The 14,714-nt window shown below is 71.7% G+C and carries 11 protein-coding genes; 5 read left to right on the top strand and 6 right to left on the bottom strand.

The window, feature by feature from the left end; genetic code table 11:
• Positions 1-73: 73 nt before the first annotated feature.
• Entirely contained in the window at positions 74-1,123 is a 1,050-nt protein-coding gene (locus tag ACFP2T_RS37910) for a LacI family DNA-binding transcriptional regulator (protein WP_377430804.1), read from the top strand.
• A 123-nt stretch (positions 1,124-1,246) separates the two neighbouring features.
• Here ACFP2T_RS37910 and ACFP2T_RS37915 read toward each other — a convergent pair whose 3' ends face one another.
• Positions 1,247-5,914, bottom strand: coding sequence for a family 78 glycoside hydrolase catalytic domain (locus tag ACFP2T_RS37915; protein ID WP_377430807.1), 4,668 nt, complete (start codon positions 5,912-5,914; stop codon positions 1,247-1,249).
• A 187-nt stretch (positions 5,915-6,101) separates the two neighbouring features.
• Between ACFP2T_RS37915 and ACFP2T_RS37920 the strand changes: the two genes are divergently transcribed.
• Entirely contained in the window at positions 6,102-7,271 is a 1,170-nt protein-coding gene (locus ACFP2T_RS37920) for an aminoglycoside phosphotransferase family protein (protein WP_377430810.1), read from the top strand.
• A gap of 46 nt (positions 7,272-7,317) precedes the next feature.
• Here ACFP2T_RS37920 and ACFP2T_RS37925 read toward each other — a convergent pair whose 3' ends face one another.
• The 4 genes from ACFP2T_RS37925 to ACFP2T_RS37940 form a co-directional block, all read right to left on the bottom strand.
• Positions 7,318-8,157: an endonuclease/exonuclease/phosphatase family protein gene (locus ACFP2T_RS37925; protein ID WP_377430812.1), complete on the bottom strand. Its 840-nt coding sequence runs from the start codon at positions 8,155-8,157 to the stop codon at positions 7,318-7,320.
• A 73-nt stretch (positions 8,158-8,230) separates the two neighbouring features.
• Positions 8,231-9,313, bottom strand: a complete 1,083-nt coding sequence (locus tag ACFP2T_RS37930; RefSeq protein WP_377430815.1) for a nucleoside hydrolase — start codon at positions 9,311-9,313, stop codon at positions 8,231-8,233.
• 168 nt (positions 9,314-9,481) lie between these two features.
• Positions 9,482-9,799: a hypothetical protein gene (locus tag ACFP2T_RS37935; protein WP_377430818.1), complete on the bottom strand. Its 318-nt coding sequence runs from the start codon at positions 9,797-9,799 to the stop codon at positions 9,482-9,484.
• Positions 9,800-9,858: 59 nt separating this feature from the next.
• Positions 9,859-10,515, bottom strand: coding sequence for a DJ-1/PfpI family protein (locus tag ACFP2T_RS37940; protein WP_377430820.1), 657 nt, complete (start codon positions 10,513-10,515; stop codon positions 9,859-9,861).
• A 192-nt stretch (positions 10,516-10,707) separates the two neighbouring features.
• On the opposite strand from ACFP2T_RS37940, the gene ACFP2T_RS37945 reads away from it, so the two are divergent.
• Positions 10,708-11,649, top strand: coding sequence for a GlxA family transcriptional regulator (locus ACFP2T_RS37945; protein WP_377430823.1), 942 nt, complete (start codon positions 10,708-10,710; stop codon positions 11,647-11,649).
• A 139-nt stretch (positions 11,650-11,788) separates the two neighbouring features.
• Positions 11,789-12,925: an SGNH/GDSL hydrolase family protein gene (locus ACFP2T_RS37950; protein WP_377430826.1), complete on the top strand. Its 1,137-nt coding sequence runs from the start codon at positions 11,789-11,791 to the stop codon at positions 12,923-12,925.
• A 34-nt stretch (positions 12,926-12,959) separates the two neighbouring features.
• Here the strand turns inward: ACFP2T_RS37950 and ACFP2T_RS37955 are convergent, their stop codons facing one another.
• Entirely contained in the window at positions 12,960-13,550 is a 591-nt protein-coding gene (locus tag ACFP2T_RS37955; RefSeq protein ID WP_377430829.1) for a hypothetical protein, read from the bottom strand.
• Positions 13,551-13,825: 275 nt separating this feature from the next.
• Here ACFP2T_RS37955 and ACFP2T_RS37960 point away from each other — a divergent pair, with 275 nt between their 5' ends.
• Positions 13,826-14,692: a hypothetical protein gene (locus tag ACFP2T_RS37960; RefSeq protein WP_377430832.1), complete on the top strand. Its 867-nt coding sequence runs from the start codon at positions 13,826-13,828 to the stop codon at positions 14,690-14,692.
• Positions 14,693-14,714: the final 22 nt, after the last annotated feature.

Here is a 14,714-nt window from a genome sequence, read left to right on the forward strand (position 1 = left end):
GACCCCCGACGCCAGGGCCGGCAGGCATTCTTGACACGATTCAGTTCCCACGACCGCCCAGGGAGGACAGCCGGTGCGAGACACGCCCGTCGTGAGCATCCGCGACGTCGCCAGTCGCGCGGGCGTCTCCATGGGCACGGTGTCGAACGTGCTCAACCAGCCCGAGTTGGTGGCGAGCGCGACCCGGGCCCGGGTCCTCGCCGCGATCGACGAGTTGGGGTTCGTGCCCAACCACGCCGCCAGGCAGCTACGCCGGGGGCGGAGTCGCACCCTCGGGCTGGTCGTCCTCGACGTGGCCAATCCGTTCTTCACCGACATCGCCAAGGGCGTCGAGGACACCATCGGCACCGCCGGGATGGCCGTCATCTTCTGCAACAGCGATGGCGACCAAGCCAAGGAGGACGCCTACCTCGACCTGCTCAAGGAACAGCGGGTCCAGGGCGTGCTGATCACCCCGATCGACGACGCGAGCATCCGACTGCGGCACCTCCGCGAGCGCGGCATCCACGTCGTGCTGCTCGACCGACGGTCAAGGCAGCCCGACATCTGCTCGGTCTCGGTCAACGACCGGCTCGGCGGTGAACTGGCGGTGAAGCACCTGCTGGAGGCCGGCCACCGGCGGATCGCCTTCGTCGGCGGTCCCGCCGGGCTGGAACAGATGCACGACCGCTACGCCGGTGCCGTCCAGGCGGTCACCAGTGCCGGGCTCGGCGGGCCGGAGAACGGCCTGCAACGCTTCGACACCCCGGCGTCCACCGCCGACGCCGGCCGCGACGCCGCCGCACGCATCCTCGGCACCCCCCGGGACAGCCGGGTCACCGCCGTCTTCTGCGGCAACGACCTGCTCGCGCTCGGCGTCCTACAGGGCCTGACCCAGCAACGCGTCCGGGTACCCGGAGACATCGCCCTGGTCGGCTACGACGACATCGACTTCGCCGCCGCCGCGGCCGTACCGCTCACCTCGGTACGCCAGCCCCGGCAGCGGCTCGGCCAGACCGCCGCCGCGCTGCTCCTCGCCGAGGTGACCGAGCCCGACAGCCACCGCCACCAGCAGGTCGTCTTCGAACCCGAACTGGTCGTCCGCGAATCCAGCCGCAGTTCGGGCGGCCCGGCGTCCCGCTGACCGACCCGGGCGGCCCGGCGTCCCGCTGACCGACCCGGGCGGCCCGGCGTCCCGCTGACCGACCCGTGGGCCCTTCCGGCCGGTGCCGGTCCGGGAACACTGCCCTCCCGGACCGGCGCCGGGTCACCGCTCGGCGGGCCGCTCCGGAACCGGCATCGACCAGACGTCGGCGATGGAGGGGTCGTAGCCCTCGCCGGTGTCCTGGAACCGCACCCTGACCACGCCGTCCCCGGTCGTCTCCGGCAGGTCGACCACGAACTGGTAGCTCACCGTGCCGAGCCCGCCGGCGGCCCGCCGGTACGCCCGGACGTGCGCCGGAACGCCGTCGACCAGGATGTCGTAGTCCTTCAACTGCGCGCTGTCGTACGTCTCGACGGCCCGGAGCACGAACGGCCGTCCCGGCGTGACGGCGAGGTCGAACTCGAAGTACCCGCCGGGGTAGCTGACGTTGGTGTAACGGCGGGTCAGCCCGGCCTCGGTGTTGGTGCCGGAGTACTGCGACGCGACGAGGCCGTGCGCCGCCTCCGACGCCGCCGCGCCGAGGTCGACGTGGTCGAGCACCGTCGCGGGCGGGTTGCCGAACCGTACCGGCACCTCGACGGTGCGGCGTTCGGCCTCGGTGGGCCCGGTGGCGACGGTGATCCCGGCCGCGCCCTCGGTGGTCGACAGTGGCGCGGTGACCACGGTGTCGAGGGTGACCTGCGCGCCCGGAGCCAGGTCGTAGGCCCGTACGGCGGGGTCCACCCGCCAGCCGTCCGGTGCGGTGCTCGCCACCTGCCCGGTCACCCGTGCCGTGGAACGATTGCGCAGCAGGGTACGGACCGTCGCCGTGCCGCCGGGCTCGACCGAGGCCGGCTCGACGGTCGTCGTGGCGATGGTTACCGCAGGAGCCACGATCAGCGATCCCGCCAGCGGCATCGTCGCGGTACCGGACCGGTAGCGGTAGCTCGCCGACCCGGTCACCGGAACCGTCTCCGGCACCTGCCCGGCCGGAACCCGCAGGTCGTACTCGTGCCGCACCGACTTCCCCGGCGCCACGCTGCCGGGACGGCTCCCGACCGGCCGCACCGTCCAGCCGGCGGGCGCGCGCAAGGTGGAGTCCAGGCCGGTCAAGGTGCTGCCGCCACCGTTGGTCAGCACCACGCTCGCCCGGACCGGGTCACCGGGGAGCGCCTCGCCGACCGGCAGTTCGAGGCGTACCACGGCGCCGACCAGTGCCGAGGAGGCGGCGGAGAGCCGCTGGTCGAGCCGGGTCAGCACGACACCGAACCGCTCGGCGGTGGCGGCCGGGATCCGCCCCGCCCCGGCCTGGGTACGCAGCCACCGGTCGAGGTCGGCGGCGGTGCCTAGGGTCCGGTGCACCGCCGCCGCGGTGGCCCGCTCGTCCCCGGCCCCGTACGCCAGCCGGGCGGCCGCCAGCCGGGCGGTCAACTGGGCGAGCCGGACCCGCAGGTAGATCGCGAGCGGCCAACTCAGGTCCCCGGCGACCTCGTTCGCCAGCGCCGACGCCGCCGCGACCGCGTCGCCGGCCTCGCCCAGGTCGCCGAGCACCCGGTCGACGGCGAAGGAGTAGCTGCCGGAGCCGATCTCGAAGACCGCCACCCCGTCGTCGAGCCGGCGCAGCCGCACGCCGTCGGCCTTCTCCGCCGGGCGGCCGCCCTCGGTGACCGCGTGCCGGCTGGGCGCGGGGATCCGGACGGTCGCCGTGGTGTTGCCGGGCACGGTGACCGACAGCCGGAGTTCGCCCTGGTCGTCGAGGCGCCAGTCGGTGCCGACGGTGCCGTGCACCGACCGGTACGACGCCTTCGCCGACGTCAGGTTCCCGCCCGGCTCTGGCGCGATCGTCAGGTGGGCGTACCCGGGATTCGCGGCGTCGGGCTGGATCCCCGCCACCGTGCGGTACATCCAGTCCCCGACGGCGCCGTAGGCGTAGTGGTTGAAGGAGTTCATCGACACGTCGCCGAAGCTGCCGTCCGGCATGATCGAGTTCCACCGTTCCCAGATCGTGGTGGCACCCTTGGCGATCTCGTAGCCCCAGGACGGGTAGGTGTCGTTCAGGAGCAGCCGGTACGCCACGTCGAGGTGTCCGGTGTCGCTGAGCGCCGGCAGCAGGCCGGGGGTGCCGAGGAAGCCGGTGGCCAGGTGCCAGTCGTGCCGCTCCAGGTTGGCTACCAGCCGGTCGGCGGCCCTGGCCCGGAGCGCGTCGGGCAGCAGGTCCATGCCGATCGCGAGGACGTACCCGGTCTGGCTGTCGCCCTGCACGGTGCCGTCGGCCGCGACGTACGCCTCGACGAACGCGTCGGCGATCTGCTTCGACAGCGCCGCGTACCGGGCGGCGTCGGCGGACCTGCCGATCGCGCCGGCCATCTCCCCCAGCAGCCGGATGCTGTGCGCGTAGTAGGCGGTGCCGATCACCCCGGCCGGGGTGGGGTCGTCGAGGTTCAGCCAGTCGAGGTAGGGACCGGCGTTGGTCCGCCGGTGGCCGGAACTCGTGCTCTCCAGCCAGCCGGCGTAGCGCACCATCGAGTCGTAGTGCTCCGCGACGACCCGGGTGTCGCCGTAGCGCTGCCAGAGCGTGTGCGGCACGGTGATCCCCGCGTCGGCCCAGCCGGTCGCGCCGTCGCCGCAGCAGGCCCTCGGCGCCACGTCCGGGTACGCCCCGTTCGCCGACTGCGCGTCCCGCAGGTCCGCCAACCACTTGGTCAGGAACGTCAGGCTGTCCATATTGAACGTCGCCGTCTCGGCGAAGACGTTGATGTCACCGGTCCAGCCGAGCCGCTCGTCCCGGGCCGGGGTGTCGGTCGGGATGGAGAGGAAGTTGCCGCGCTGCCCCCAGGTGATGTTGCTGTGCAACTGGTTCACCATCGGATTGCTGGTGGAGAACTCGCCGCTCAGCTCGCCGTCGGTATGCATCACCAGGCCGGTGACGGTGGCCAGGTCGGGGGTGCCGGGGAAGCCGGTCAGCTCGACGTACCGGAAGCCGTGGAAGGTGAAGGTCGGCTCGTAGACCTCGGGACCGCCGCCCTTCAGCCGGTAGTGGTCGGTCGCCCTGGCCGTACGCAGGTTCGCGGTGTAGGCGGTGCCGTCCGGGTTGAGCACCTCGGCGTGCCGGATCCGTACCGTCGAACCGGCCGCGCCGTCGACCTTGAGCCGCACCTTGCCCACCATGTTCTGACCCAGGTCGAAGATCCAGGTGCCCGGGGTCGGCTGGGTCAGCGCCCTGGCCGGCAGTTCCTGCGTCACCCGGACCGGCGGGTCGACCTGGGCCACCAGCCTGGCGGTGGCGCCGCCGTCCCCGCCGACGGTCGCCGCCGTCCAGCCGGAGTCGTCGAAGCCGGGTCGGTCCCAGCCGGCCGGCAGCCGGCGTGCGTCGTAGGTCTCGCCGTGGATCAGGTCGGTCTGGAGGAACGGTCCCGGGGTGGCCCGCCAGGAACCGTCGGTGCGGACCGTCTCGGTCCGGCCGTCGGCGTAGTCGACGACGAGCTGCGCGCTCAGCAGCGGCCGTGGGCCGTAGAAGTCGGTCCCGAACCACGCGATGCTGCCGGAGTACCAGCCGTCGCCGACCATCGCCGCGAACGCGTTGTCGCCCTGGCGGAGCTGGCCGGTCACGTCGTACGTCTGGTACTGCACCCGCTTGGCGTAGTCGGTCCAGCCGGGCGCCAGTTCGTGGTCGCCGACCCGCTGGCCGTTCAGCGCGAGTTCGTAGACGCCGAGCGCGCTGGCGTAGACCCGGGCCCGGGAGACCTTCCCGTCGACCCGGAAACCCCGCCGCAGCAGCGGGTTGGCGTCCAGCGCCGCGAGCATCGCCTCGGTGTTGCCGCTGACCCGCAGGCCGGCCGGGACCGGCGTACCGGCGCTGAACGGGTTCTCGCCGTCGGTGAGCGGGGCGGCGTAGAGGGTCTGGTCGCCGCTGGTCACGGAGAAGTCGGAGTAGACGGCGGACTCCGGGTTGGCGGCCCGCAGGCCCACCGAACCGGCCCGGTGCGTGGCGTTCCGGGTGACGTCCACCTGGACGCCGTCGACCCAGGTGGTGAAGGTGTCACCGACCGCGCTGATCCGTAGGCTGTGTGGGGCGGTCAGCTTGTCCGCCGGTACGACGGCAGCCAGCGGTACCTCCTTGAGCACCGTCCAGGCTCCGTCGACGCGCAGGTGCGGGCGCAGCTTCGCGGTGCCGCCGGTGACGGAGAACTGCCACATGTAGGCGTTGCCCGGACCGCTCGCCCGGAAGAAGATCCCGGCCGCGTCCCGCTCCACCGCCACGGTGGCCGTGACGGTGTAGTCGGCCCAGGACTCGGTCGGTGGGGCCAGCCCGATCCAGTCGGCCTGCCACCCGTCGGGTCCCTTGACCCCGGTTTCCCAGAAGGCGGGGGCACTCCATCCGGAGGCTCGACCCGTGGTGTCCCAGACCCGCACTTGCCAGGCGTACCGGGTGCGCGGCGCCAGCGCCGGACCGGCGTACGGGACGAGGGTGCTGTTCCGGGAACTGACCCGGCCGCTGTCCCAGACGTCGGCGTCGCCGAGCCGGGCCGGGCTGCTGGCCACCCGTACCTGGTAGGACTGTTGCAGTACGCCGCGCCGGGCGGAGCTGATCGTCCAGCCGAGCCGGGGACGTTCGACGTCCAGTCCGATCGGGTCCGTCGCCCGTTCGGTGGTCAGGTCCGCCACCGTCAACTCGGGACTCGGCGGTGCCGCGGCGGCCGGGGCCGGTCCGGCGACCGTCATCCCCGGTACGACGAGGAGCAGCGCGAGTACGGCCGACAGTCCCGACCGGGGCATCCAGGTGACCTTCATGCGCCGACTCCCCACTTCGCGGCAGATGAAACGTCTCAATGACTTCTTGGACAGATCCTGTCCATCGACACGCTTCCTGTTCAATGGCTGGCGGTGGCCACATCCGGTCAGCACCCCCTCGGAACACCCGAACCGGGTGGTCCGATATTCGGTCGGGTTTCCGGGGCCGGGTCGGCACACTGGCCAGATGGGACGGACTGTGACCGCGCTGGTGACGTACGACGGCGACTGCGTCGGCGTGGTCGGGCCGTTCCCGGTCGACGTCCCGTGGTGGGCCGAGGTCGAGCCGGTCGTGGCGCACCTGGAGGGAACGCTGGGCGTGCCGGTCGTCGTCCTGCGGCTGCTCAGCGTGGAGGGATCCGACGGGGCGCGCGACGGACACGTCACGTACCACGTGGCGGCACTCCGACCACCCGGGAACCGGACCGCCTGCGATTTCACCGAGGACGACCACCCGCTCCGGCTGCCCTGGGCGCGGGCCTCGGGCATCCGGGAACTCCTCCGGTGGGCGTCCCGGCACGTCAACCTCACCGGACGGCCCGAACAGCGCAAGACCTGGAACCTGGCCGGGCTGTTCCGGTTGCCGACCGCCGACGGCCCGGTCTGGCTCAAGGCCATCCCACCCTTCGCCGCCGCCGAGCCGCTCGCGATCGCCGCTCTCGCCGAGGTCGACCCGGACCTGGTGCCGACCGTGCTGGCCAGCGCGCCCGGTCGCCTGCTGCTCGCCGACATCCCCGGTACGGACTGCTGGGACGCGTCCCCGGAGGTCGTGGCGGAAGCCGTGCGGCGCCTGTCCACCGCACAGGCTCGGATCGACACTCCACCGCCCGGCATCCCGGACCGACGCCCGGAGATCCTGGCCGCCGCCGTCGACGACCTGCTCGACGGCCCGGTCGGCGCCGAACTGAGCCCCGAGGAACTCCGTGCCGCCCGGAGCCTGCAATCCCGGTGGGAGACGCTGGTCGACTGCGGTCTGCCCGACACCGTCGTACACGGAGACTTCCACCCCGGCAACTGGCGCCGCTCCGACGGCCCCCCGGTGATCCTCGACCTCGCCGACGCGCACCTGGGCAACCCGGTGCTCGACGGGCTGCGGGCGATCGACTACCTGCCGGCGGACCGGCGCCGCACGGCGGCCAACGCCTGGATCACGGCCTGGACCGCCGCGGCGCCCCGGTCACGTCCAGCCGAGGCGCTGCGGATCGCCGAACCGCTCGCGCAGCTCGCCTACGCCGTGCGGTACCAGGAGTTCCTCGACAACATCGAACCCAGCGAACGCGTCTACCACCTCGGCGATCCGGCCACCGTGATCCGCCACGCGCTGGACCGTGCCGGCTTCCAATCCCCCTCCACCTGAGCCCACCGTCGCCGCACACCGTCGCCGCACTCCGCCGGGCGAGTCCTCAACGCCCCGGATCCGGGCCCGGAACGACCCTGAGATCCGCGAGAACGGCGGCGTGGTCGGACGGCCACACCCCGTCGACCGGGGCGTCGCCGACCCGCCGTACGGAGGTGACGTGGCCGAGGCCGCCCGGTCCGGGCAACCCGACGTAGATGTAGTCGACCCGGGCGCTCGGTTCGAACGTCGCCGCCGTGTAGGGGTTCGCGGCGTTCCAGGTCGCCGAGGGAGCGGCCGGGTCGGCATACTCCCAGGCGTCGACGAGCACCTGGCCCGGGACGACGGGGGCGGTCTTGTAACCGCCGACCAGCCGCATCTCGTCGGAGTCCGGCCAGGCGTTGAAGTCACCGGTGAGAACCGGCGGAAAGTCGCTGACCGCCCGGTGGGCCGCGACGAATCTGGCGAGGGCCACGACCTGCTCGCAGCGGATCGCCGAGGCATGCACCGCCGACGTCAGGTGGGTGGTGACGAACGGCACCCGGTGAGCGGGCGCGTCGACCAGCGCGTACAGCGCCAGGCGCCCGTCCGGCTGCCCCTCGGCCGCCGGCAGCCGCAGCACGTCGCGGTCCACGATCGGCCACCGGCTGAGCACCGCGTTACCGATGTCGACGGCGGAATCCCCGATGCGCCGCTGCCACTTCTCCGGTGCCGTCGATGCGGCCCAGGCCGAGTGCATGTCGAGTTCCTCCGCGAGCCACTCCGCGAGATTCTCCCCGCCCCGGGCCCACACCTCCTGCAAGCCGACGACATCGGGGCGCAGGTCGCGCAGCACGGCCAGGATCGCGTGCCGCCGCTGCTCCCACGGGCCGAACCGCCACCACAGGTTCCAGGTCAGCACGCGCACCCGCTGGTCTCCCCTTTCCGGTCCGAGGGACACTCCGCCGACTCCGGGTCGGGTCACCCCGGCCGGCGGCGGCTCATCGCCGCCCGTTGAGCGAGTCGAGGAAGACCTCCTCGAACATCGCCCGGTCCGCCTCGAACGCGGCCCGCACCGGCACGCCGGGCCGGGTGGTCACCGTACGCCCGGCCTGTGCTCCGTTCTGGACGATCGAGACCGGCACCGTACGGCTTGCGGTGACGACGCCGTCGTGCACGAGCGACACCGCCGCGAGCGCGTCCCACCAGTACATGATTCCGAGTTCGATCAGCGCCGCCAGGTCCGGCTGGCTGGCGATCCGGTACGCGATCCGCGCACCCGGGGCGTTCTGGTCGGCCCCGAGCCGGGACACGAAGGCCGGCGTGATCGGGACGAACCGGGTGGCGTCGAGCGGCACCAGGCGTACGCTGCCGGGACGCGCCCGAACCAGCGTCCGCTGTGCCGACGCCGGATCCATCCACATGTTGAACTCTTGCGAGTTGTCGAACCCGGGCAGGGCGGAGCCGTACAGGTTGCCCGGAACGGCCAGCGCGCCGCCCATCACGTGGATCCGCGCGATCCGCTCCCGCACCCGGCCCGAGGCCAGGGCATCGGCCACGTTGGTCAGCGGCCCGGTGGCGAGGACGACCACGTTCCGCGGCGCCGTCCTGGCGGTCAGCGCGATGAGCTGCGCGGCCGTCCACCGCGAGGGTGGCGTCGGATGGTCGGCGTCGCCCAGGGCACCGGTCAGCACGGTCTCGATCGTGGTGACCAGTTCCGGCGGCGCCGGGTGCGCCCCCGCGCCGGTCGCACCGTCGGCGATCGGCACCTGAGGCAGGCCGCATTGGGCCAGCACGCTGCGCGCGTGCGTCAACGCGCGACGCGGCTCGCCGAACCCGTTGTTGGCCACCGTGACCGCGCGCAGCTCGATCCGCCCCAGCTTGTGTTCCTCGCACAGCAGGGCAAGCGTCGACGCGTCGTCGAAGTCCATGTCGCTGTCGTAGATCACCGGAACGGGTGCGCTGGCCGGAGCGGGTGTGCCGGCCGGCTGACCGGACGCGGGTACCCGGCCGAACCATTGGCCGGCGATCACGAGCGCGACCGCCAGCACCACCGTCGCGGTACGACGCCGGGGCAGATTCACCGTCGATACCTCCCCTGGTGCGGTTGACGCCACGGCGAGACGGCCACGCGAGGCCGGCCACCGGAGTCGGTCCTCGTCCAGTGTGCCGGTGTGGCGCGTCCCGCGCGGCCCCGCGATCTCGGCCGGGCTGCGGGCCCGGGTGACCGGAGGACCTCGACGGCGGGGCGGTCAGCCGTTCCTCCGGGTGCCGGTGACGCTGCTGGCCGGCAGCCTGCCGGCGCGGGACCGCCCCGCCAGGGTGTCGCCGAGGACGGTGACGTCGAAGTCCAGGTTCAGGCGCAGCGGCCTGGTCACGGACTGTCGCCAGGTGACGTGCAGTCCGTCGGCGGTCTCCGCCAAGGCGATGTCGGAGAGCGGCACGGTCTCGCCGCTGCCCTCGGCGGTTCCGGTGATGGCTCCGGCGGTGTCGGTGAAGGTGTAGACGGCGGCGAGCGAGCCGATCGGCGTCTTCAGTCTCAGGTCCCAGGTGCCGACGATGGAGTTCACGGAGTTGTCCTTCCGGCAGTGCTGCCTGTGGTCGCGGATGGATGGCGTCATCGGGCGACTCAGACCGCGACCGGTTCGCGTCCGCTGTTCCGCCACACGGTGCCCCGACGCTCGTACTGGAAGAGGGTTTCGACGGCGTGCGCGATCCTCGGTCCGTACTCGCGGTCGAGGATGTGGAGTCCGAGGTCCAGGCCGGAGGTCACTCCCCCGGCGCTGACGAGGTCGCCGTCGTCGACGACGCGGGCCGGTACGGCGTACACACCGGTCGCCGCGAGCATGTCCATGCCCTGGACGTGGGTCACGGCATGACGTTCCTCGAGAAGTCCGGCCATGGCCAGGGCCAGGGCGCCCCCGCACACCGTCGCCACCGTCACGTCCGGGTTCAACAGGGCCTGCCGGAGAAGTGGAACCGCCTCGGTGTCGCCGAAGCGGGCAAGCAGCACCGGAATCGTCTCGACCCCCTCGTCGGGGTCGCCGACGGTCGGTCCGCTGACACCCGGGACCAGGACGTAGCCGGGCCTGGTCGGGTCGAGGCGGGCGGTCGCGTTCAGTACCAGCCCACGCGTGCCGCTCAGCACCGCGCGAGGTCCTTCGGCGGAGACGAGCTCCACGATCAGCTCACCACCGACCGCGTCGCTGCCGGCCGCGAGCACCTCGAACGGCGCTATGACGTCCAACGGGTCGAAGCCGTCGAACAGGACGATCTGGGCGTACATCAAGGCTCCTCAAGCTGGACGGTTCGGTGCGGGACCGCACCCGTCCATGCTCTCCAAGCCGAGTCGACAGCTCCAGTGGCGTGATTGCCAGCGTTCGGCTGAATCTTGCCAGACCTGCTGAACAGGCACGCTGTCCGGCATCCGCACCTGACGCCCGACGCCGCCGATGTCGCCTGACACTAGGATTTTGCCGTGCACACCGTGGCCGTCCTCGCCATGCCGGACACCATCGCCTTCGACCTGAGCACCCCTGTCGAAGTGTTCGGCCGGGTGCGATTGCCGGGAGACCGGCCCGGCTACCGGGTGCTGATCTGCGCGACCGAGCCCGTCGTCGCCGCCGGACCGCTTCGGCTCGCCACCGACCACGGCCTCGACGAACTGGCGCAGGCCGACACGATCGTGGTTCCCGGCCGCAACGACCCGTCGGCCCCGATCCCCGAGGCCGTTCTCGACGCGCTTCGCGACGCCTCGGCCGCCGGGACTCGCATAGTCTCCATCTGCGTCGGTGCCTTCACCCTCGCCGCGACGGGACTTCTGGACGGCAGGCGGGCCACCACCCACTGGACCGCGGCCGACCAGTTCCGCATCGCCTTCCCGACCGTCGAACTCGATCCCGACGTCCTCTACGTCGACATCGGCCAGTTCGTCACCTCCGCCGGGGCCACGGCCGGAGTCGACATGTGTCTGCACCTGGTCCACCGGGACTACGGGGCTGCGGTCGCCGCCGACGCCGCCCGGCTGAGCGTGGCGCCGCTGTTCCGCGACGGCGGGCAGGCGCAGTTCATCCGGCGGAACACCCCCGGTCGGGCCGCCACGGCTCTCGGGCACATCCTCGAGTGGATCGAGGAGAACGCGCACCGCGATCTCAGCCTCGACGACATGGCCAGCCGCGCGGCGATGAGCATCCGCACCCTCAACCGCCGGTTCCACGAGGAGACCGGCCAGACACCCGGGCAATGGCTCAACGCCGTACGGGTCCGCCGGGCCCAGGAACTCCTCGAAACGACCGACCACGGCATCGACCGCATCGCGCACCAGGTCGGCTTCACGTCACCGACGAACTTCCGGACCCAGTTCAAGCGGATCAGCGGCGTCGCCCCACGGGCGTACCGCAGCACCTTCCGGCACGGCTGACGCACCGCGCAGGACCGAGCCGGCCCGCGACACGTCGCCCCGATCCATCGATGTCTGTAACATCCTCCGGGTCGGCTCATCTCGGTACCCGACGTCGAATGCCCGCGGTCGGCCTCGCCGGCGACGGAAAGGAAGAACCGTGCGACCCATACGCGTCACCGCCGCCCTGACCGCCGGGCTGATGGCCGCCGCGCTGTTGCCCGGAGCCGCCGACGGGGCCACGCTGGTCCGTTCGGTGCCGGCCGCGCAGAAGCCGGCTCCGGGCGTCCTGGCCAAGGCGCACACCGCCGGTCGGGTCGACGTCGACAAGGGCGCGGTGCGGTACAGCTGGCCCGGCGTCTACTTCGAGGGTCGCTTCCGAGGCACCGGGGTCGGGATCGTCCTCGACGACGCCGACAACGACTACGACGTCGCGATCGACGGTACGACCGTCGCCACGCTGGTGACCCCGGGTCGGACCACGCACTGGATCAACGGTCTGCCGAACGGGGTGCACCGGGTCCGACTCGTCAAGCGCACCGAGAGCCCGTGGGCGACGGGTACGTTCGGCGGCTTCGTCGCCGCACCGGGCGGCGCGATCCTCTCCAGGCCACCGGCGCGGCACCGGCAGATCGAGTTCATCGGCGACTCCTACACCGCCGGCTACGGGAACCTGTCCGCCTCGCGGGACTGCACCTCCGACGAGGTCAACCGGACCACCAACGCCGACCTCGGCTTCGGCGCGCTCGCGGCGCGGCGGCTGAACGCCGACTACCAGGTCAACGCCTTCTCCGGCCGGGGAATGGTCCGCAACTACAACGGTGGCGAACCCGGAACCAGCTATCGCACGTACTACGACCGGGCTCTGTTGAACGTCGAGGGCGACGTCTGGAGGAACCCGGGTACCTGGCGGCCGCAACTCGTCGTGGTGGGTCTGGGAATCAACGACTTCTCGACCGCGATCAACCCGGGGGAGCAGTGGACCCCGGACACGTTGATCGCCGCCTACCGCGCCGCCTACCGGGACTTCCTCGACAAGCTCCGCGCGCGGTACGGCGCCCGCACGGTCATCGTGGTCAGCGCCACCTACATGTCCAACACCACGACTTTCGCGGAACTCGCCCAGCAGATCGTCCAGGAGCGCAACGACGCGGGCGACAGCCGGATCCGCTACTGGTACTACGAGAATTCGGGTCTGGACTACGGCGGCTGCCACTGGCACCCGTCACTGCGCGACCATCAGCTCATCGCGGACCGACTGGGCGACTTCGTCGCCACCCTTCCGCTGCGCTGGTAGCCGGCGGAGCGATCACTAGCCGGCGGAGCGAGCATCACGGCCGGTTCCCGGCCTGGGTGGGGACCGACTCCGCCAGCAGGGCTGCGAGTCCCGCCCAGGTGTCGGTCGTGGTCGCCCAGTCGGGAAGGCTCCCGTCCTGGACCTGTTCGTCGGTCCCGCCCAGGAACAGGTAACGGTGTTCGACCGTGTCTAGGTAGGCCAGTACGTCGAGGCGGTCGTCGACGAAGTGGGTGATGCCGAGCCGCTGGCACACCGGCGCCTTGTCCCGGCGTTCCCGAACGAAGTGCAGGTGGGCGGCGGGTATCCCGGTGCGGTCGAAGAAGTCGTGGTGGAACAGCCAGGCACGGGTGTTGGCGGCGACCTTCGGACCGGCCTTGGAGACCAGGTGGACCCGCCCGGCGAACGGCTCGACGGTCAGCGTGGCGAGCGCGTCGAAGACCCCCGCCACCGCCGGCGTCTCCAACGGCCGGCTGCCGAAGAAGGAGGTGTCCTCGTCCCGGCCACTCAGAGCGACGATCACACCGCCGACATCGACGCCCAGCGTCGGCGACCACGTCCAGCCCGGACCCCGGTACGGCGCGCGCTTTCCGCCCGGTCGCTGCTGCCCGACCCGCTGCCGTGCCACATCGACCTCCGCCTCACGGTGCGAACGCTGGCCATGTCCGCCGCCAGGCTACCGGCGAGACACAAGCCGGGGCCGGCTCGCGTGGGGCAGATCGGATGGTTGCGCCACGCACTCGCCTTCTGACAGGCTCTACGCCGCATGAAGCGGCTAAGACGCCTCCACGGAGGGCGGGAAGCAGCCTTGTCCACTCAGGCCGACGCCTCGCCACTGCCAAGAGTGGCAACAAGCTGCCCGAGCTAGCCACCTGACGGTATCGACCCCGCGAAGGACTCGGCGTGGCCAGAAGACCCAGAACGGGTAGCGCTCGTCCGTCGCCGACGACGGCTCGCCAAAAGAGGGCCAGCACCATCCGAGCCTGGCTGGCCGGCGTACTGGCGGCGGCATTGACAGCAGCACTCGCGGGCGTCCTGACGGGCTGGTTCGGGGCTGCCGGCCGCGAAATCGCCAGGACCGTCGACCGCGACGAGATCGCGCCCACAGTCTCGGCATCCACGGTGGACCCCGGACCTCTGACGGTGGCGGTCCAACCGCTCGGCCTGTGTGGTAGCGAGTGGGTGGTCCCGGTCGGACCGGCGGAGTTCGACACGCCGATGCCGATGAACATCGACATGACTAAGGGTTGGCGCGACTGGACCCCCGCCGCCGGAGGGGCAAACGCTGCCCCGCACCACGTGTTGATCTTCGTTCAGGGCCGCTCTGCTGCCGAGGTGATCATCACCGGCCTGAACGTCCGTGTGGTCAAGCGATCGACCCCACCGCCACAAGCCACTGTCCTGACAGCCGATTGCGCGGATCCCGGGGCGTTTCGGTCGCTCGAGGTGGACCTCGACCGGACTCCCCCGGTAGTCACCCCCAGATACGATGCCGAGAGAGCGGAGAGCATGGTGGACGAGGTGCCGTCGCAGCAGCTCACCCCCATCAAGTTTCCGTACGAGGTGTCCCTCTCCGACGCCGAGCCGTTTCTCATCACGGCGCAGACCAGATCGTGTGACTGCGGTTGGGTCGCGGAGGTGACGTGGGCTTCGGAGGGAAAGACGGGAACAACTGTGGTGGACGATGGAGGCGTGCCCTTCCGGAGCATCAGTACCGCCCGCGCCACCGGGCGGTGCACCGTGAGTTTCTCCGGGACGAGGTGTCAATGAGACTCGATCGAGAAGCACCCAC

Origin of the sequence: Plantactinospora solaniradicis (assembly GCF_042658085.1) — a bacterium.
In the GTDB taxonomy this organism is placed as follows: domain Bacteria; phylum Actinomycetota; class Actinomycetes; order Mycobacteriales; family Micromonosporaceae; genus Plantactinospora; species Plantactinospora solaniradicis.

Bases quoted from the DNA above. Each gene is read 5' to 3' on its own strand.
- ACFP2T_RS37915 (WP_377430807.1), bottom strand. From the start codon at position 5,914: ATGAAGGTCACCTGGATGCCCCGGTCGGGACTGTCGGCCGTACTCGCG.
- ACFP2T_RS37920 (WP_377430810.1), top strand. From the start codon at position 6,102: ATGGGACGGACTGTGACCGCGCTGGTGACGTACGACGGCGACTGCGTC.
- ACFP2T_RS37940 (WP_377430820.1), bottom strand. From the start codon at position 10,515: ATGTACGCCCAGATCGTCCTGTTCGACGGCTTCGACCCGTTGGACGTC.